The organism is Metallococcus carri (assembly GCF_011440275.1).
Taxonomy (GTDB): Bacteria; Actinomycetota; Actinomycetes; order Actinomycetales; family Dermatophilaceae; genus Metallococcus; species Metallococcus carri.
Genome location: NZ_JAAOIV010000011.1, coordinates 120934 through 139125 on the forward strand (window position 1 = coordinate 120934; position 18192 = coordinate 139125).

Annotated in this window: 16 protein-coding genes; 13 read left to right on the top strand and 3 right to left on the bottom strand. The window is 70.4% G+C overall.

All coding sequences use genetic code 11. The features are described 5' to 3' along the window. Positions 1-207: 207 nt before the first annotated feature. A complete protein-coding gene (locus tag G9U51_RS14520; protein ID WP_166197760.1) occupies positions 208-966 on the top strand; it encodes a YebC/PmpR family DNA-binding transcriptional regulator in 759 nt (252 codons plus the stop codon). 7 nt (positions 967-973) lie between these two features. Here G9U51_RS14520 and G9U51_RS14525 read toward each other — a convergent pair whose 3' ends face one another. Next, positions 974-1711 (bottom strand): isocitrate lyase/PEP mutase family protein, encoded by a 738-nt coding sequence (locus G9U51_RS14525; protein ID WP_166197762.1) that lies wholly within the window; start codon positions 1709-1711, stop codon positions 974-976. 17 nt (positions 1712-1728) lie between these two features. After that, positions 1729-2940: an MFS transporter gene (locus G9U51_RS14530; protein ID WP_166197764.1), complete on the bottom strand. Its 1212-nt coding sequence runs from the start codon at positions 2938-2940 to the stop codon at positions 1729-1731. Positions 2941-3035: 95 nt separating this feature from the next. On the opposite strand from G9U51_RS14530, the gene G9U51_RS14535 reads away from it, so the two are divergent. Next, positions 3036-4028, top strand: coding sequence for a DUF5937 family protein (locus G9U51_RS14535; protein WP_166197766.1), 993 nt, complete (start codon positions 3036-3038; stop codon positions 4026-4028). Between the two features lie 57 nt (positions 4029-4085). On the opposite strand, the gene G9U51_RS17120 is transcribed toward G9U51_RS14535, so the two are convergent. After that, on the bottom strand, positions 4086-5786 hold the full coding sequence (locus G9U51_RS17120) for a sunset domain-containing protein (protein WP_171715577.1): 1701 nt from the start codon (positions 5784-5786) through the stop codon (positions 4086-4088). Positions 5787-6081: 295 nt separating this feature from the next. Here G9U51_RS17120 and G9U51_RS14545 point away from each other — a divergent pair, with 295 nt between their 5' ends. The 11 genes from G9U51_RS14545 to G9U51_RS14595 all read left to right on the top strand — a co-directional run bounded on the left by G9U51_RS14545 (position 6082) and on the right by G9U51_RS14595 (position 18185). Beyond that, positions 6082-7494, top strand: a complete 1413-nt coding sequence (locus G9U51_RS14545; RefSeq protein WP_166197768.1) for a serine hydrolase domain-containing protein — start codon at positions 6082-6084, stop codon at positions 7492-7494. A gap of 90 nt (positions 7495-7584) precedes the next feature. Next, positions 7585-8139, top strand: a complete 555-nt coding sequence (gene ruvC, locus G9U51_RS14550; protein ID WP_166197770.1) for a crossover junction endodeoxyribonuclease RuvC — start codon at positions 7585-7587, stop codon at positions 8137-8139. Continuing rightward, a complete protein-coding gene (gene ruvA, locus G9U51_RS14555; protein ID WP_166197772.1) occupies positions 8136-8741 on the top strand; it encodes a Holliday junction branch migration protein RuvA in 606 nt (201 codons plus the stop codon). The genes ruvC and ruvA overlap by 4 nt, the downstream gene beginning before the upstream one ends. Positions 8742-8763: 22 nt before the next feature. Further along, complete coding sequence (gene ruvB, locus G9U51_RS14560; RefSeq protein WP_407941448.1) at positions 8764-9849, top strand: Holliday junction branch migration DNA helicase RuvB; 1086 nt, start codon at positions 8764-8766, stop codon at positions 9847-9849. A gap of 92 nt (positions 9850-9941) precedes the next feature. Beyond that, positions 9942-10298, top strand: coding sequence for a preprotein translocase subunit YajC (gene yajC, locus G9U51_RS14565; protein WP_166197776.1), 357 nt, complete (start codon positions 9942-9944; stop codon positions 10296-10298). A gap of 3 nt (positions 10299-10301) precedes the next feature. Beyond that, positions 10302-12302, top strand: a complete 2001-nt coding sequence (secD, locus tag G9U51_RS14570; RefSeq protein WP_166197778.1) for a protein translocase subunit SecD — start codon at positions 10302-10304, stop codon at positions 12300-12302. A gap of 1 nt (position 12303) precedes the next feature. Continuing rightward, positions 12304-13446 carry a protein translocase subunit SecF gene (secF, locus tag G9U51_RS14575; RefSeq protein ID WP_166197780.1) on the top strand — a complete coding sequence of 381 codons (1143 nt, stop codon included), beginning with the start codon at positions 12304-12306 and terminating at the stop codon, positions 13444-13446. 4 nt (positions 13447-13450) lie between these two features. Next, the gene (locus G9U51_RS14580) at positions 13451-13969 is read left to right on the top strand and encodes an adenine phosphoribosyltransferase (RefSeq protein ID WP_166197782.1); all 519 of its coding nucleotides are present in this window, start codon (positions 13451-13453) and stop codon (positions 13967-13969) included. A gap of 21 nt (positions 13970-13990) precedes the next feature. Then, on the top strand, positions 13991-16285 hold the full coding sequence (locus tag G9U51_RS14585; RefSeq protein WP_166197784.1) for a RelA/SpoT family protein: 2295 nt from the start codon (positions 13991-13993) through the stop codon (positions 16283-16285). Positions 16286-16357: 72 nt separating this feature from the next. Beyond that, positions 16358-16930, top strand: a complete 573-nt coding sequence (locus G9U51_RS14590; protein ID WP_166197786.1) for a helix-turn-helix domain-containing protein — start codon at positions 16358-16360, stop codon at positions 16928-16930. After that, complete coding sequence (locus G9U51_RS14595) at positions 16923-18185, top strand: MFS transporter (RefSeq protein ID WP_328823494.1); 1263 nt, start codon at positions 16923-16925, stop codon at positions 18183-18185. Before G9U51_RS14590 ends, G9U51_RS14595 begins: the two co-directional genes overlap by 8 nt. The last annotated feature ends 7 nt before the right edge of the window (positions 18186-18192 follow it).

An 18192-nucleotide genomic window follows, 5' to 3' on the forward strand; every position in this document is an offset into this window, starting at 1 on the left:
GAAGCGTCCTCCCAGATGACGGTGATGACGGATGCGCACACAACCTAGTGCGGACCGAGGCCGGTCCGTGAGACCCACGAGGGGGGAATTGAAGATTGAACGACCCGCCCCTGACGTGTGCGTGTCGGGTCTCGCCACGGCTGCCGCGGACGCCCTCGGTAGCATGGGCGGTCGGCATACGGCACGAACGGCAGCGTTGAGGGAGACATGAGCGGTCACTCCAAGTGGGCGACAACCAAGCACAAGAAGGCGGCGATCGACGCCAAGCGCGGCAAGTTGTTCGCCAAGCTGATCAAGAACATCGAGGTCGCGGCGCGCTCCGGTGGCGGTGACCCGGCCGGCAACCCGACGCTCTACGACGCGATCCAGAAGGCCAAGAAGTCGAGTGTCCCCAACGACAACATCGACCGCGCGGTCAAGCGTGGTTCGGGGGCCGAGGCCGGCGGCGCGGAGTACCTCGCGCTGACCTACGAGGGTTATGCGCCGGGTGGCGTCGCGCTGCTCATCGAAGTGCTGACCGACAACAAGAACCGCGCCGTCGCTGAGGTGCGCACCGCCCTGCAGAAGAACGGCGGCTCGATGGCGGACAGCGGTTCGGTCGCGTTCATGTTCAACCGCAAGGGTGTCGTCATCGTGCCCAAGGCCGGGCGTGACGAGGACGACCTGCTCGAGATCGTCCTCGACGCCGGTGCCGAGGAGATCAACGATCTCGGTGACAGCTTCGAAATCGTCTCGGAGGCAACGGATTTCGTCGCCGTGCGGCAGGCGCTGCAGGCCGCTGGCGTCGACTACGACTCGGCTGAGCCGCAGTGGCGCCCGACGACCGAGGTGCCGCTCGACAAGGACGGCGCCAAGAAGATGTTCCGCGTCATCGACGCGCTCGAAGACAGCGACGACGTGCAGAACGTCTTCGCCAACGGTGACGTGCCGGACGAGGTGCTCGCCGCGCTCGACGCCGAAGACTGACCGGGTCTCACGCCGATCGGTCGTATGCCGCCGCGGCGAACCTGCCGAGGGCAGCCACCGCTGCGAGGTAGGGCGCGGGGCCGAAGCTGATCCTGGCCACCCCGAGCGCGGCGAGGGCGTCGACATCCGCTGGGTCGGAGGCCATCACGTTGACCGGCAGTGGCGATCCGGCGACGACCCGCCGGATCAGCTCGGCGTCGGTCAGGCCGGGCACGAACAGGCTCGACGCACCGGCGGCGGTGAAGGCCTCGGCTCGGTCGAGCGCCTCGGTGACCTTGGCGTGGTCGTGGGTCGCCGGGTCGGTGTTCAGGAAGATGTCGGTGCGGGCATTGAGGACGAAGTGGTCGCCGACCGCCTCACGTGCCGCGGCGAGCCGGTCGCACTGCTCGGGCAGGTCCCGCAGACCCCCGCCCGCGAGCCCGTCCTCAAGATTGCAGCCCACCGCGCCGGCGTCGACGGCCGCCGCCACCGAGCGCGCGACATCCGCCGGCGTCTCGCCGTAGCCGTGCTCCAGGTCGACGGTGACCGGCAGATCGACCGCGGCGGTGATCTCCCGCACGACCGTCAGGGTGAGGTCGAGCGGCAGCTGCTCGCCGTCGGCATACCCGTGGGCGGCGGCGACCGACCAGCTGCCGGTGGCGATGGCTGCGGCGCCAGCGTCGGCGATCGTGCGTGCGCTGCCGGCATCCCAGGCGTTCACCAGCACGACGGGGTCACCCGGGTGATGGAGGTCGAGGAAGGTCATGCGAATCTCCTTGTCTATCAATCGGTTTGCCCGATGCGGGGGTCCTTGATTAGCAGCGTGGTGGCGGCGACCGCGGCCATGGTGATGGCGCACCCGGTCCACAGCCAGCCGGCGCCGGCGACGGCGAGCACCGCGGTGCCGAGGACCGGACCGGCCGCCATACCGATCGCGAAGCACCACCCGCTGAGCGCCATATAGCGACCGCGCAGGTGGGCTGGCGCGATGGCCGCGAAGAGAGCGCCGGTCATCGCAGCGCAGACGACCTCGCCGACGCTCCAGCTCACGACGACCAGCGCGTGCGACCAGCCGGACGCCGCGAGCGCCGTCGCACCGAAACCGAGGCCAAGCAGGAGCAGGCCGCCGGCGTAGGCGTGGATCGGGCGCACGAGCGTGAGCACCCGGTCGGCGAAGGGTTGCAGCGCGATGATGACCAGACCGTTGATCGCGATGATCACCCCGTATGCCGCGGGTCCCAGCCCCTGGCGCGACATCGTGAGGGGCAGCGTGGTGTAGGCCTGCTGGTAGACGGTGGAATAGGCGATGCCCGCGACGACGAGCAACCGCAACGTGCGGTCGGTGCGCAGCGACGATAGGTAGCCGCCGCGTTCGCCGGTGGGTCGGGGGAGAGCGATGCGAGGAGCCTTGAGCCACAACCAGATTCCGGCGATGGCGGCCGACGATGCGTCGATGAGCAGCAGCGTGGTGAAGCCGTAGCGGCTGAGTGCACCGGCGCTCAGCGTCGCCAGCGAGAAGCCGATGTTGACGGCCCAGAACGACAGCGAATAGGCACGAGCGCGCAGCGGTGCAGGCACCACGTCGGCCACCAGGGCCTGGCTCGCCGGCCGGGCCAGGTCACTGCTCAGCCCGACCGCGATCGCCGCGATGATGAGTGCAGGCAGTGTGGTGGCCAGGGCCAGCGCGACAAGGGTGATGGCGGCCAGGAAGTACCCGGCAAGCAGGGTGGAACGGCGCCCGATCCGGTCGGCGGACCAGCCACCGATGAGTCCGGACACCATCGCGCCCGCACCGAGCAGCGAGGCGATCAGCCCGGCGGTGGTGACCGGCAGGCCGCGGGTGGTCGTCAGGTAGAGCGTCAGGAAGGGCACCATGAAGGTCGCCAGCCGGTTGACCAGCACGGCGGTCCACAGCACCCAATAGCCGGAGGGAAGCCCCCACCAGGTGCCCCCGTCGGGCGGTGCGCCGGTGAGCGAAGGTGCGCAGGTCGTCATACGACCGACGGTGCACGGGGCCAGGCGGGGGCGGCCACCATTCGGGCAGGGCCGAATCGAAGAGGCTGTCGGGGGCGGCGTCTACCCTCGGTCGTATGACGACCCCGGTGCGCTTCGTCGCGGCCGCCGATTTGGCGCGGTTGCGCTTCGCGACGTCACCGCTCTGGGAAACGGTGGCGAGCGTGCGGGTGCTGCGTGACGGAGCCGGGGGAGCGCTACATGCGCCGTGGCGGGCGACTGCACGGGAGCGGATCGTCGGGGCGGGCGCGAGTTTCCCGGTGCTGGACGCACTCATCCCGCCGTCGGGTCACCTGGCCGACTTCCTCACCCCGACGCCATCACGCCGATCCAACGCCTTTGAGACCGAGCTGACGGCGGTGGCGAAGGTGCCCGTTGAGGTCGTCCTCGAGGATCTGCAGACGCTGCTCGCCGCGTCGCCGACCAAAGCTGCGGCGCAGATCTTGACGGACGGTCTTGATGACCCGGATGCGTTGCGGGACAAGGCGATTGACGAGCTGCGCGACTATTGGAGTTTGACCGTGTCGCGGGTGTGGGACCGGCTGCGCGGGCTCGCCGACAGCGATATCGCCTGGCGTCTCGACCTGCTCGCCGACGGCGGTGGCACCAAGGTGCTCGGCACCCTGCATCCGCGGGTGCGGATGGACGAGGACCGGCTGGCGATCGAGAACTCCTGCAAGGACGGCCCGACCCAGTCCGGTCACGGCGTGGTGCTCGTGCCATGTGCCTTCGGCTGGCCCGATTTGTTGCTGTTCAACGTGCCCGACTATGCCTTGACGCTGACCTACGCGCCGCGAGGCGTGGGGATGCTGTGGCGTGATGCGCCCGATCCGCAGGCCTCGCCGCTGACCGAACTGATGGGGCGCACCCGCGCGGCCGCCATACAACTGCTCGACCTGCCGATGACGACCGCGCAGCTGGCCTGCCATCTGGACCTGACCCCGTCGACGGCGAACGAGCACCTGAAGATCCTGGAGCGTTCGGGGCTGGTGGCGGCGACCCGGCGCGGCCGGTCGGTGCTCTATGCGCGGACGCCGCTCGGCGCGGGCCTGGCAACGCAGACCGGCTGAACACACCGGTGGCCCGGCCCCACGAGAGGGCCGGGCCACCGGTGCTGCGGACGGGGATCAGCCGCGCTTGTGGTCCCAGCGCCGGAAGCCGGCAGCCTGGGCCGCGTCCTCGGTCTCGAACCACACCTCGGCCTTCGTGCGCCCGTAAGAGGGCGACTCCTGGGTGTGGTAGAGCATCGAGTCGGCGTTGCCCTTGATGCCCCAGCCGGCTGGGCCCGAGCCGTCCTCAGCCGGCTCGGCGGACCCGGGACCGAACGGCCCCGCACCACCAGCCGCGTTGCCGGTCGCGCCCAAGCCGCCGGTGCCAGTGCCCGCGGTCGACCCGGAGCCGTATGCCGACGAGCCGTCGTGCGCGCCGGTGCCCGTGTCGCGGGTGTCGGCGCCTGCGGTGGTGCCGGTGCCCGTGCCGGTTGAGCCGTAGCTGGTCGACGCGGAGGAGCCGGGATGCCGGTCGGCATCCGAGCTACCCGTTGACCCGGTGCCGCTGTCGGAGCCGTAGCCGGCCGACGTTGATCCAGTTTCGGCGCCGTCGTCGCCGTGGCGGTGTGCGGCACCTGCGGCGGCCGCACCGGCGCCCGCGCCAGCCGCACCAGCAGTGGCCGCGCCACCCCAACCGGACGAGCCGGAGGAGTCCGACGAACCCGAGCCGACCGCGCCCCCGTCGGTCGCACCCGGCGAGGAAGACGCGTCGGATGAGCCAGCCACCGGCCCTGCGCCGGTGCCGGTCGTCGCGCTCGTGCCGGTCGTGGAACTGGCTCGGTCATCGCTCGCCGACCACGTCGAACCCGCACCCGAGCTCGCGCCCGCATCGGCCGACGAGCCCGCACCCGCATCGGCCGACGAGCCCGTGAGGGCCGAATCCGCAGTGCTGCCAGTGGAATTCGCATCAGTGGACGTGTGCGTCGACGTGGAGTCGGAGCCGTGAGCTCCAGCCGTGGGTGCGGACGTGGGCGCAGTCGTCGAAGCGCTGTCGCCGGCATACCCACCGGAGGTGGAGGTGTCAGCTCGGTCGTCGGCGGACGACCAGGTCGCCCCCGTGTTGCCCGAGCCGACCGTCCCGGTCGACGCCGAGTCGGTCGTCGACGTGCCGGTGCCGTCACCCCACGACGGAGCGTCCTGCGGGCGGCCCTCGGGCATGCCGTCGGGCGAACTGCCGGCCGTGGTGCCAGCGGGCGCGGTGTTCGGGTCGCCGGACCAGTCGGTGTCGGCGGCCGTCGTCCCCGTCGTGCCGGGCTCGGCAAAGCTCTGGCGCGGGTCATTGGCCGTGCCCGTCGTCGCGTCCGCACCGTAGGCCTGGGGGTCGTTGTGCCGGTTCGTGTCGTATGCCGGGGTGCCGCTGGAGTCACCCGCGGTGCCTGCGTCATACCTGCCAGCCTCGCTGGAGTCACCGGTGGAGGTGGCAGCGTCGTACCGGCCGCTGGAGTCGCCAGCCGGGCCGGCGGCATACCCGCCATCGTCATGTCGACCGGCGTCGTACCCGCCAGCACCGTCACCGGTCGAGCCCGCACGAATATCGGACTCCTGGTCATACGGCCGGGTGCCAGCACCCGCCGCACCAGCACCAGCCGCACCAGCGCCCGTCACACCAGCGGCTCCAGCGCTGCCGGAGGTTCCGCCCACGCGGTCACCTGCGGCGCCGGCACGGTCGTGGCCCGCGTCGGTCCCGGCGACACCGTCGCGCGCCTTGTTGCGGTTCATCCACCACCAGATCAGCGCGGCGATCACGAGGATGACCAGGATCACCAACAACCACTTCATTGTCGCTCTCCAACCTTTCGAGCACCGCGCAGCACGGCGTCCGCGCTGCGGTGTGGTGCGACATGGGTGGCCGCCGATGAGGCGGCCGGATCCCGCGGCCGAAGAGCCGGGGGAGACCAGGGGGACAGGTGCATGCGCCGACCGTCGTCAAGGTCCAAGCGCCTCACCTCATTCGGCAGCAGGTGCCCCGATGCACCGTCCGGCCACTCAAACTACGGTGCATCGGGCGATTTCGTCAGGTGGTGCAGCGGAAATCTTTCCGGACCCGCTAGCAGCGGCCGGGTAGTTTGCGGCCATGACCGACCTCGCCCGCGCGACCCCGAGCAGTGCCGACACCGACGCCGCGGGCATCGCCGCCTTCGTTGACGCAGTCCTGGCGTCCGGCACCGAACTGCACACCCTGATGATCCTGCGCCGTGGCGAGGTCATCGCCGAAACCCGTTGGGCGCCATACGAACTCGACCGACCCAACCTGCTCTACTCACTCAGCAAGAGCTTCGTCAGTGCGGCCGCTGGGCTCGCGATCGGCGAGGGACGCTTCGGCCTGGACGACCGCATCGTCGACCATTTCCCCGACCTGGTGCCGGCCGATCTGGGTGAGCACTGGCGCGAGCTGCGCGTGCGGCACTGCTTGAGTATGGCGACCGGTCACCTCGACGATCCGGCCTTCCCTTTCCCCGAGGCCGGCACCGACTGGCTGCGTTATTTCTTCACGCTGCCGCCCGAGCGCGAACCCGGCACGGTGTTCACCTATAACCAGTTCGCCACGTATACGGTTGCGCGGCTCATCGAGCAGACGTCCGGTCAGCGGGTGCTGGACTATCTGCGGCCGCGGCTGTTCGCACCGCTCGGCATCACCGAGGCTGCCTGGCTCACCGACGGTCACGGGCACGACGCGGGCTTCTCCGGGCTGCACCTGTCGACCGAGGCCGTCGCCCGCTTCGGTCAACTCCTGCTGCAGCAGGGCACCTGGCAGGGGCAGCAGATCCTCGACCCCGCCTGGATCGAGCAGGCCAGCCGGGTGCAGATGCCGAATGACGCGGCGCACCGCAGGCCCGGCGTGGAGCCGCCGACCATCGACTGGGGCAGCGGTTATGGCTTCCAGTTCTGGATCGCCACGCACGGCTATCGCGGCGACGGCGCCTACGGTCAGTTCTGCATCGTGCTGCCGCAGCATGACGCGCTGGTCGTGACGACCGCCGAGACGATGGACATGCAGGGTGTGCTCGACCAGGCCTGGACCCACCTGCTGCCGGCCTTCGACCGCCCCGGCAGCGAAGCCGCCGACCGCGCCCTGGTCGAGCGCCTTGCCAACCTGCGCCTTGAGGGACCCGCCGATGACGAATCCGGTTCGGACACAGTCGAACTCAGCCGCGACGGAGGTGACGCGGCACGGTCGGTGACATCCGTGCGGGTGCGCGCGAACGGCTCGGCATACGCCCTCGAGTGTGCGGCAGGGGACCAGCGCTGGGAGCTGCCCGTCGGCCGAGGGGAGTGGGCTCGCGGCACCTGGAAGGGTGATGCGAGCGTGCCCTTCATGTCGTGGGGCGGCTGGCAGCAGGGCCGGTTCGTGGCCCAGCTGCGGATGATCCAGACCCCGCACCGGATCGACCTCGTTGCCGACCCGCAGGCGGGCACGGTCAGCCTGCAGTGGCGTTATCCGCCCCTGCACGGCGACCCGGAGGCGCACCGCCTCACCGAGGAGTAGCCGGCAACGCGCCGACGCACCTGCCGCGAGGGCCGCCGACGGACGGTTATCGTCCTGGACGAAACCGAACATCTGTGCGAGGAGCCAAGCGTGCGCGTTCTCGGCGTCGACCCGGGCCTGACCCGATGCGGCATCGGCGTGGTCGACGGCGGCATCGGCCACCCGGTCCGCCTGGTCGCCGTCGGCGTCATCCGCACGCCCGTGCACGACGACCCGGCCGAGCGCCTGCTGACCCTGCAGACCGAGATCGACCAGTGGATGAGCGATCACGAGCCGGATGTCGTCGCCGTCGAACGCGTCTTCGCCAAGGCCAACATCAAGGGGATCATGGGCACCGCTCAAGCCTCCGCCGTGCCGATGCTCGCGGCCGCCCGCCGCGGGCTGCCGCTCGCGATGCACACGCCGAGTGAGATCAAGGCCGCGGTCACCGGCAGCGGCCGCGCCGACAAGGCCCAAGTGACCTCGATGGTCACCCGGATCCTGCGGCTGCAGACCGCGCCCAAACCGGCCGACGCCGCGGACGCGCTCGCCCTCGCCATCTGTCATGTATGGCGGGGCGGGGCGGCCGAGCGGCTCGCCGGAGCCACGGTGCGACGGCCCACGCCGCAGACCGCCGACCGCAGCGTGCGCAGGTACGCCCGATGATCGCCTCGGTCCGCGGGACGGTGCTGGCAACCGGGCTCGACCACGTCGTGATCGAGGTGGGTGGCGTCGGCCTGCTCGTGCACACCACCGCCGGCACCTCGGGCAGCACCCGCACCAGCGCCGAACTCACCCTGCACACCACGCTCGTGGTGCGCGAGGACTCACTCACCCTCTACGGCTTCGGCGGCGCGACCGAGCGCGATCTGTTCGAACAGGTGCAGACCGTGAGCGGCGTCGGCCCGCGCATCGCCCTCGCGATGCTGTCGGTCCACGACCCGGACACGCTGCGCGCCGCGATCAGCGGCGGCGATCTGGTGGCGCTCATCAAGGTGCCGGGCATCGGCCGCAAGGGCGCCGAGCGGATCGTGCTCGAACTCAAGGACAAGGTCGCAGGTATGCCGGGTGCGGTCGCCTCGGCGACCGCCGAGCCGCCCGCGCCCGCCGCCGAGGTGCGCAACACCCAGGTGGTCGAGGCGCTGACGGGGCTGGGCTGGTCGGCCAAGCAGGCGCAGGACGCGGTCGCGCGGATCGAGAAGCAGCCGGATGCGCCAACCGAGGTGTCGGCGCTGCTGCGGGCGGCGCTGCGTGACCTGGGTCGTTGAGGCGGGTCGATGATTGATGACGATGACTGACTACGACGACGAGTCCTATGACGCGACCGCCCGGATCGTCGACCCGGGCGGTGCCGACGACGAGCGGCATTTCGAGGCGGCGCTGCGCCCGCGGCGGCTGGCCGATTTCGCCGGGCAGCCGCGGGTGCGTGATCAGCTCGGTCTGGTGCTCGAAGCCGCCCGCCGCCGCGACGCCCCGCCGGACCACGTGCTGCTGTCCGGACCACCGGGCCTGGGCAAGACCAGCCTGGCGATGATCATCGCCGCCGAGCTCGAGCAGCCGATCCGGATCACCTCCGGGCCGGCCATCCAGCACGCCGGTGACCTCGCCGCCATCCTGTCCAGCCTCGCCGAGGGGGAGGTGCTCTTCCTCGACGAGATCCACCGGATGGCGCGCCCGGCCGAGGAGATGCTCTACCTGGCGATGGAGGACTTCCGGGTCGACGTCGTCGTCGGCAAGGGGCCGGGCGCGACCGCCATACCGCTGGAACTGCCGCCCTTCACCGTCGTCGGCGCGACCACCCGGGCCGGGCTGCTGCCGGCGCCGCTGCGCGACCGGTTCGGCTTCACCGGACATCTGGACTACTACGCGCCCGAGGACCTCGCCCGGATCGTCGCGCGCAGCGCGACCCTGCTCGAGGTCGAGACCACCCGGCAGGGCATCGAGGAGATCGCCGGACGATCGCGGGGCACGCCGCGCATCGCCAACCGGCTGCTGCGCCGGGTCCGCGATTACGCCCAGGTGCACGCCGAGGGGATCGTCGACCACCAGGCGTCCCGGGCGGCGCTCGAACTGTTCGACGTGGACGAGCGCGGCCTGGACCGCCTCGACCGTGGCGTGCTCGACGCGCTGTGCCGGCGGTTCGGCGGGGGACCGGTGGGGCTCACCACGCTCGCGGTCGCCGTCGGCGAGGAACCGGACACCGTCGAGACGGTCGCCGAGCCCTATCTGGTCCGCGAGGGTTACCTGATCCGCACCCCGCGCGGGCGCGCCGCCTCGCCGATGGCCTGGGAGCATCTCGGGCTCACCCCGCCGGTGGCGAGTCAGGGCTACGCCCAGCTGCCGTTGGGCGAGGGCGAGGGCCGCTTTCAGACCTAGCCCGCAGGGGTGTGGTTGGGGTCGCGGCTTCCCTCACCTAAACTCTCCCGACGGCAACGATCTGAACCCGACGTGAGGCACGGACTTTAGAAATGCAGCATTTGGCAGCCGCGAGCAGCGGTCAGCAGTCCACTCTGAGCCCGTTGTTTTATCTGTTGCCTCTGGTGCTGCTGGCGGTGATGTTCTGGTTCAGCCGCCGCCGGCAGAAGCAGTTCGCCGCGGCCCAGCGCGAGATCGCGGTCGGCGACCAAGTGAGCACCACCTCCGGCCTGCTCGGAACCTTGGTCGCACTCGATGAGTCCGAGGGTGTCATCGAGGCAGCGCCGGGCGTCCAACTGCGGTTCGACCGGCGCGCCATCGTGCCGCGCCGGCTCACCGAGAACACCGCGGACGGCACCAGCACGCCGACCGAGCCGACCGACCGCCCGTCCGACGACCAGAAGGCCTGACCCTTGGCTACACGTGCTCGCCGCGCACCCGCGGCCAAGCCACGGCGCACCCTGTTCCTGCTGCTCGTGCTGATCGCGGCCCTCTTCGCCGGGATCGGGGCGAGCGCCGCCTGGGGCAACCCGAAGGGCCAGTGGACGCCCAAGCTCGGCCTCGACCTCGAGGGCGGCCGGCAGGTGATCCTGCAGCCGGAGCTCGGCAAGGGCCAGACGGTCAACGCCGGCCAGCTCAACCAGGCGGTCAACATCATCCGCAACCGCGTTGACGGTTCCGGCGTCGCCGAGGCCGAGGTGACCACGCTGGGCTCGGAGAACATCGTCGTCTCGATCCCCGGCAATCCCTCCAAGCAGATCCTCGACTCGCTGGCGCAGTCCTCGCAGCTGCTGTTCCGTGCGGTGATCGCGACCGGGCAGCCGCAGGCCGACCAGACCCCGGCGCCGACGCTGCCGGGTGCCACGCCCAGTGCACCCGCGACGAGCGCGCCCACGGGCACCGGCACGGCCAAGCCGTCCGGTTCGGCCAGCGCCAAGCCGTCGAGCTCGGTCAAGGCGCCGAGCTCGAGCGCCAAGGCTGCGCCCAGCTCGACCGGCAAGAATGACGCCTTCCCGGCGGCCTTCGCCGCCGCGACCGGCACTCCCACCGGCAGCGGCTCCGGCAGCGCGGCTCCGGCCGCGAGCTCCACTCCGGCTCCGACCTCGGCCGCGCCCAGCGGGCCGCCCACCCTGCCCGGTGCCACCGGTTCGGCGTCGCCGAGCACCACTCCCGGCAAGCCGGCCAATGCCAGCGACCAGGCCTGGGCCAACCAGCTGGTCAGCCGCATCTGGATCGACGCCGGCCTGGCCCAAACCGGGGAGACCTACCAGCAGCTGCTGCAGACGGTCAGCTGCTCCAACACCAACCCCAAGCTCGGCCCGCTCGCCTCCACCTGGCAGGAGGTCGCGGCCCGCGCCCCGGCCAACGAGCCGAGCGTCGGCTGCTCCAAGGACAAGAGCGCGACCTTCCTGATGGGTCCCTCGGAGGTCAGCGGCGACACCATTACCGACGCGACCTGGGGTCAGACCACGAACAGCGCCGGCATCCAGACCGGTGAGATCGCGGTCAACCTGACCTTCAACGACAAGGGCAAGACGCAGTTCGCCAATGTCACTCGGCGCCTGGTCGGGCTGCAGGGCGACCAGAACCGCTTCGCGATCATTGTCGACGGCCAGATCATCTCCGCACCGGGCACCAATGACCCGATCACCGACGGCCGTGCCCAGATCACCGGCGGGTTCACCGAAGCCGAGGCCAAGATCCTCGCCGACCAGCTGAAGTTCGGCGCGCTGCCGTTCTCCTTCAAGGAGCTGAGCTCGGATCAGATCAGCCCCCAGCTCGGCATCGACCAGCTGCAGAAGGGCATCATCGCCGGCCTCATCGGCCTGCTCCTGGTGGTGTTCTACTCCCTGCTGCAGTACCGCGCCCTCGGCCTGGTCACCGTGGCCTCGCTGCTGGTGGCCGGCGTGATGTCCTACGGCCTGGTGACCTTCCTCGGCTTCGCCAACAACTTCCGCCTCACCATGGCCGGTGTCACCGGTCTGATTGTGGCGATCGGCATCACCGCCGACAGCTTCATCGTCTACTTCGAACGTGTCCGCGACGAGGTCAGATCCGGGCGGCCACTGCGGGCCGCGGTGGAGACGGGGTGGTCGCGCGCCCGGCGCACGATCATCATCTCCGACGCGGTGAACTTCCTCGCCGCAGCGGTGCTCTACGTGCTGTCCGAGAGCACGGTGAAGGCCTTCGCCTTCACCCTCGGGCTCACCACGCTCGTCGACCTGGTGGTGGTGATGCTGTTCACCCACCCGGTGCTGACGATGCTCGCCCGCACCAAGTTCTTCGGCGGGGGACACAAGTGGTCCGGCCTGGACCCCGAGCGCCTCGGCGCCCGTGGCACGACGTATGCCGGCCGCGGCCGGGTCACGATCGCCGACCGCAAGCAGGCGGCGGCGCAGGGAGGCACGGTCTGATATGGCGTCCTTCGCACAGTTCGGCAACGACCTCTACTCCGGTCGCCGGCAGATCGACTTCATCGGCAAGCGCCGCCGGTGGTACACCCTCACCGCGGTGCTGCTCGTCATCGCCGCCATCGGCCTGTTCGGCCGCGGCCTGAACTTCAGCCTGGAGTTCACCGGTGGTTCGGAGTTCCGCGTGCCCGGCGTGAGCAATATGGCCGACTACGACACCCGGGCCAAGACCGCCACCCAGACAGCGCTGAAGTCCAGCGAGAACGTCATCGTCACCAAGATCGGCTCCAACACCGTCCGGGTGCAGGTCGAAAAGCCCAAGTCCGGTTCGGCCGATGCCACCGATCAGGTGAGCACCGCGCTCGCCAAGGAGTTCAAGGTCAGCCCGACGACGGTGACCTCGTCATACATCGGTCCGTCCTGGGGTGAGCAGGTGCGGCAGAAGGCGATCGTCGCGCTGCTCGTCTTCCTCGCGCTGTTGTCGGTGCTGCTCGCGGTCTACTTCCGCACCTGGAAGATGGCGCTGGCCGCGCTGATCGCGCTGGTGCACGACCTGTTCTTCACCGTCGGCGTCTACGCGCTCACCGGCATCGAGGTGTCGCCGGCGACCGTCATCGGCTTCCTCACCATCCTCGGTTACTCGATCTACGACACCGTCGTCGTCTTCGACAAGGTGCGCGAGAACACCGACGAGGCGATGGCCTCCGGCCGGCGCAGTTATGCCCAGGCGGCCAATTACGCGGTCAACCAGACGCTGGTGCGCTCGATCAACACCTCGGTGGTGGCCCTGCTGCCGATCACCGCGATCTTGCTGGTCGGCATCTTCCTGCTCGGTCCGGGCACGCTGCTCGACCTGGCGCTGGCGCTCTTCGTCGGCATCGCGGTGGGCACCTATTCCTCGATCTTCATCGCCACGCCGATCCTGGTGAGCCTGCGCTCGCGCGAGCCGGCGATGAAGGACCTCGAGCGCAAGGCCACGGCATACCAGCGCAAGCAGGCGAGCGCGCTGGACGAGGAGGAGCACACGCCGGGGGAGTCCGCGTCCGGGGTGATGGAGCCGGCGCGGGAGAAGGCCGCGGCGCAGGCGCGCACGGACCGCCCGCGCACCCGGCAGATCCACCCGCTGGCCAAGCGCGACGAGGACTGAGCCGGTGTCGGCCGAGGTGCTGCTCGCGCACGTGCGCGAGGTGCCCGACTTCCCCGAGCCGGGCGTGCTGTTCAAGGACCTCAATCCGTTGTTCGCCGACCCGACGGCGTTCGGGGCGGTGCTCGATGAGATCGCCGGGCGTTGGAACGGGCAACTCGACCTGGTCGCTGGCATCGAGGCGCGCGGCTTCATCGTGGGTGCACCGCTCGCGCAGCGCCTGGACGTCGGCTTCCTGCCGATCCGCAAGGCGGGCAAGCTGCCCGGGCCGACGCGCACGGCGTCATACGACCTGGAATATGGCACGGCGACCATCGAGATCCCGGCCGACTCGTGTGCAGACAGCCCGCGGGTGTTGCTCGTCGACGACGTGCTGGCCACCGGCGGCACGGCCGCGGCGGCGGCGGGTCTGCTCGCCGAGGCGGGCGCACAGGTGGTGGCCTTCGAGGTGCTGCTCGAGATCGGCGCCCTCGGTGGGCGCACCGCCTTGTCCGGTTATCGCGTGAGCGCCGTCGCGACCGTCTGAGGGCCGCTCTAGACTCTCTTCATGAGTGACGGCGATCGCATCCCAGGCCAGCTGGCGGCCCGCGGAGTGCGATCCCGGCTGGTGCGCTTCGGCAGCCCGCGGCCGCCGGAGAACCGCGTGCTGCAGCCGCTGCTGCGCACCGTCACCGACACGCACCCCAAGGCCGACACGGCGGTCATCGAGCGGGCCTATGCGACCGCCGAGCGGCTGCACGAGGGCCAGCTGCGCAAGAGCGGCGATCCCTACATCACCCATCCGCTCGCCGTCGCGACGATCCTCGCCGAACTCGGTATGACGCCGCCGGTGATCGCCGCGGCCCTGCTGCACGACACCGTCGAGGACACCGGCTATTCGCTGCGCGAACTGCGCGCGGAGTATGGCGAGGAGATCGCCCTGCTCGTCGACGGCGTCACCAAGCTGGACAAGATGACCTACGGCGAGGCCGCCCAGGCCGAGACCGTGCGCAAGATGGTCGTGGCGATGGCCAAGGACATCCGGGTGCTGGTCATCAAGCTCGCCGACCGGCTGCACAACGCCCGCACCTGGAAGTACGTCTCGGTGCAGTCCGCGCAGCGCAAGGCCACCGAAACCCTGGAGATCTACGCTCCGCTGGCCCACCGGCTCGGCATGAACACCATCAAATGGGAGCTGGAGGACCTGTGCTTCGCCACCTTGCATCCCAAGGTGTATGACGAGATCGCGCGCCTGGTCGCCGACCGCGCCCCGGCGCGGGAGGAATATCTCGGCCTGGTCCGCGAGCAGGTGCAGGCCGACCTGCGCTCGGCGCGGATCAATGCCACGGTGACCGGCCGGCCGAAGCACTACTACTCCGTCTACCAGAAGATGATCGTGCGCGGCCGGGAGTTCGCCGACATCCACGACCTGGTGGCGCTGCGGGTGCTGGTTGACTCGGTGCGCGACTGCTATGCCGTGCTCGGCACCCTGCACACGCGGTGGTCGCCGGTGCCCGGGCGCTTCAAGGACTACATCGCCACCCCCAAGCTCAACATGTACCAGTCCTTGCACACGACGGTCATCGGCCCGCAGGGCAAGCCGGTGGAGATCCAGATCCGCACCTTCGCGATGCACCGCCGGGCCGAATACGGTGTCGCCGCGCACTGGAAGTACAAGGACGACGCCAAGGCGGCCGCGACCGGCATACCGGCGGGTGCGCCGGGCGGGCAGATCGATGAGATGGCCTGGTTCCGGCAACTGCTGGAGTGGCAGCGCGAGACCTCCGATCCCGACGAATTCCTGGACAACCTGCGCTTCGACGTCGGCAGCCAGGAGGTCTACGTCTTCACGCCCAAGGGCGAGGTGATCGGCCTGCCGGTCGGCGCGACGCCGGTGGACTTCGCCTACTCGGTGCACACCGAGGTGGGCCACCACACCATCGGCGCGCGGATCAACGGCCGGCTGGTGCCGCTGGAGTCGCCGCTGGAGAACGGCGATGTGGTGGAGGTGCTGACCTCCAAGGCCGACGGCGCGGGCCCGAGCCGGGACTGGCTGAACTTCGTCAAGAGCCCGCGGGCGCGCAACAAGATCCGCCAGTGGTTCTCCAAGGAGCGGCGCGAGGAGGCGATCGAGTCCGGCAAGGACCAGCTCGCCAAGGCGCTGCGCCGCCAGGGCGCCGGCATCCAGAAGCTCACCACCGCCGAGTTGCTGTCCACCGTGGCCGCGAAGCTCAACTACCACGACATTGACGCGCTGTATGCCGCCGTCGGCGACGGCCACATCAGCGCCGAACATGTCGTGCGGCAACTGCTGGCCGCCACCGGCACGGTCGAGGAGGACGACGAGGAGACGCCGAGCGCCGCGCCGGTGCGCCCGCGCACGGGCCGCACCGGGACCGACCCCGGCGTCACCGTGGTCGGCGCCGACGATGTGTGGGTCAAGCTCGCCCGCTGCTGCACGCCGATGCCGGGCGATGAGATCCTCGGCTTCGTCACCACCGGCCACGGCGTGTCGGTGCACCGGGTCGATTGCACCAACGCCGACCAATTGCGCCAGCAGCCGGACCGGCTGATCGAGGTGGCGTGGGCGCCGTCGGCCTCCAGCGTCTTCATGGTGCAGGTGCAGGTCGAGGCGCTCGACCGCAAGGGGCTGCTGTCCGATATCACCCGAGTGCTGTCCGACCAGCACGTCAACATCCTGTCCGCGACGCTGTCGACGGCCGGCAACCGGGTCGCGATGTCGAAGTTCACCTTTGAGATGGGCGACTCCGGCCACCTGGACCACATCATCAAGGCGGTGCGCACCGTCGACGGCGTGTACGACGTCTATCGCCTGACCGGGTCCGGCCACCGCGCCGACTGACCAACCCTCTTTTCTCCTGGCGTGATGGGTTCGCCGTGGCTATTGAGAGAGTTCTATTGATAGTGTTCTCTCATGACCAACCGGATGGGCGATGTCGAGCTCGACGCCAAGGGGATGCGGGCGCTGGCGCATCCCGCCCGGCTGGCGATCCTGCAGCGGCTGCGGGCCCAGGGCCCGAGCACCGCGACCGAGCTGGCCCCACACGCCGGCGTCTCACCGTCGGTGGCGAGTTGGCACCTGCGGCATCTGGCCGAGCACGGGCTGGTGCAGGACGCCGCCGAGCAGCCGGGTGGTCGCAAGCGGGTGTGGGAGGCGGTCGGCCGGGGATTCCGGTTCGAGGCGACCGAGGACCCCGACGCCGCCAACGTGCTGACCGACGTGATCGAGGACGCCGACCGCGACCAGGTGCCGAGGTGGCGCGCGCAGGTGCGGCCGCGGTTGTCGCCGCAGTGGCGGGCCGTCGCCAGCCGCTGGAACTCCGTGGTGTCGCTGACCCCCGACGAGACTGCCGCTCTGGAGCGGGCGTGGGAGGAGACGCTGTCGGCATACGTCCAGCGCGAAGAGGCCGGCGAGGCTCCCGCGGACGCCCGCCCCGTGCGGATCATCCGGATGGCCCTGCCCTATGGCGAGGTGCCGCGTGACTGACCGCCCGCTGTGGCGGCAGGGGCGGTTCGGGAGGTTCTGGGGCGCGTCAGCGGTGTCCGACCTCGGGGACCGGGTCAGCGAACTCGCGCTGCCGATGGTCGCGATCCTCGCGCTCGACGCGAGCGCGCCGCAGGTCGCCGGGCTCACCGCCGCCGCGTGGGTGCCGTCCGCCGCAGGGCTGGTCGTCGGCACCTGGGTGGACCGGCTGCGCTCCAAACGCCAGGCGATGATCGTCGCCGACCTGCTGCGCGGCGCGGCGATGCTGAGCGTGCCGCTGGTCTTCGCGCTGGACTCACTCTCGCTCGCTTTCCTGTATGCCGTGGCGATCGTGCGCGGCCTGCTCGGGGTCGTCTTCGGCACCGCCGCCCCGAACTTCTTCGCCCGGCTGGTGCCGCGCGAACGCTATGTCGAGGCGAACAGCCTGACCAGCGGCACGCGGTCGATCTCGTTCGTCGTGGGTCCGCCGATCGCCGGAGGGCTGGTGCAGGTGCTCACCGCGCCGGTGACGGTGCTCGTCGACGGGCTGAGCTTCCTGGTCTCGGCGGTGCTGCTGCGCACGGTGCCGGTGGACGAGCCGGCGGCGGCGCACGACACGCCCGAGCCCTTCCTGCGCCGGATCCGCTCCGGGCTGACCTACCTGCTGCGGCATCCCTATTTGCAGCATTCGTTGCGCTGCAGCACGACGCTCAACCTGTTTTCGTTCATGGTGCAGGGCGTGCTGCTGGTGTATGCCGCCCGCGACCTCGCGCTGTCGGCCGGGCAGATCGGTCTGGCGCTCGGCGGCGGAGCGATCGGCGGGCTGGTCGGTTCGGTGCTGGCCAGCCGGTTGACGCGCCTGATCGGAGCGGGCCGGTCGATTCTGCTCGGCTGCGTGGCCCTCGGCCTGCCGTATGCCGCGCTGCCGCTGGCCGCTGACCTGGGCGCGGCCGGCCGGCTGGGGGTGCTCGCCGCGGTGGAATTCGTCTCCGGCTTCGGGGTGATGCTCTTCGACATCAACAACAACGCGATCCAGACCGTGGTCACCCACGACTCGATGCGCTCGCGGGTGTCGGGTGCCTATATGACGATCAACTACGGCATCCGGCCGGTGGGCGCGCTGCTCGGCGGGTGGTCCGCGGCCGTCGCCGGCACCGGCACGACGCTCGTCATCGCTGCGATCGGCGGTGCGCTCGCTGCGCTCTGGCTGCTGCCGGGCGGGATCCCGGCGATCCGGTCGGCCGACGAGCTGTCGGCGCACCTGCCCGGGCCGGCGTGAGCGAACC

What these genes read in the sequence shown, in the direction of transcription:
- G9U51_RS14520 (WP_166197760.1), top strand. Translation starts at nt 208, where the DNA reads ATGAGCGGTCACTCCAAGTGGGCGACAACCAAGCACAAGAAGGCGGCG.
- G9U51_RS14525 (WP_166197762.1), bottom strand. Translation starts at nt 1,711, where the DNA reads ATGACCTTCCTCGACCTCCATCACCCGGGTGACCCCGTCGTGCTGGTG.
- G9U51_RS14530 (WP_166197764.1), bottom strand. Translation starts at nt 2,940, where the DNA reads ATGACGACCTGCGCACCTTCGCTCACCGGCGCACCGCCCGACGGGGGC.
- G9U51_RS14535 (WP_166197766.1), top strand. Translation starts at nt 3,036, where the DNA reads ATGACGACCCCGGTGCGCTTCGTCGCGGCCGCCGATTTGGCGCGGTTG.
- G9U51_RS17120 (WP_171715577.1), bottom strand. Translation starts at nt 5,786, where the DNA reads ATGAAGTGGTTGTTGGTGATCCTGGTCATCCTCGTGATCGCCGCGCTG.
- G9U51_RS14545 (WP_166197768.1), top strand. Translation starts at nt 6,082, where the DNA reads ATGACCGACCTCGCCCGCGCGACCCCGAGCAGTGCCGACACCGACGCC.
- ruvA (WP_166197772.1), top strand. Translation starts at nt 8,136, where the DNA reads ATGATCGCCTCGGTCCGCGGGACGGTGCTGGCAACCGGGCTCGACCAC.
- ruvB (WP_407941448.1), top strand. Translation starts at nt 8,764, where the DNA reads ATGACTGACTACGACGACGAGTCCTATGACGCGACCGCCCGGATCGTC.
- yajC (WP_166197776.1), top strand. Translation starts at nt 9,942, where the DNA reads ATGCAGCATTTGGCAGCCGCGAGCAGCGGTCAGCAGTCCACTCTGAGC.
- secF (WP_166197780.1), top strand. Translation starts at nt 12,304, where the DNA reads ATGGCGTCCTTCGCACAGTTCGGCAACGACCTCTACTCCGGTCGCCGG.
- G9U51_RS14585 (WP_166197784.1), top strand. Translation starts at nt 13,991, where the DNA reads ATGAGTGACGGCGATCGCATCCCAGGCCAGCTGGCGGCCCGCGGAGTG.
- G9U51_RS14590 (WP_166197786.1), top strand. Translation starts at nt 16,358, where the DNA reads ATGACCAACCGGATGGGCGATGTCGAGCTCGACGCCAAGGGGATGCGG.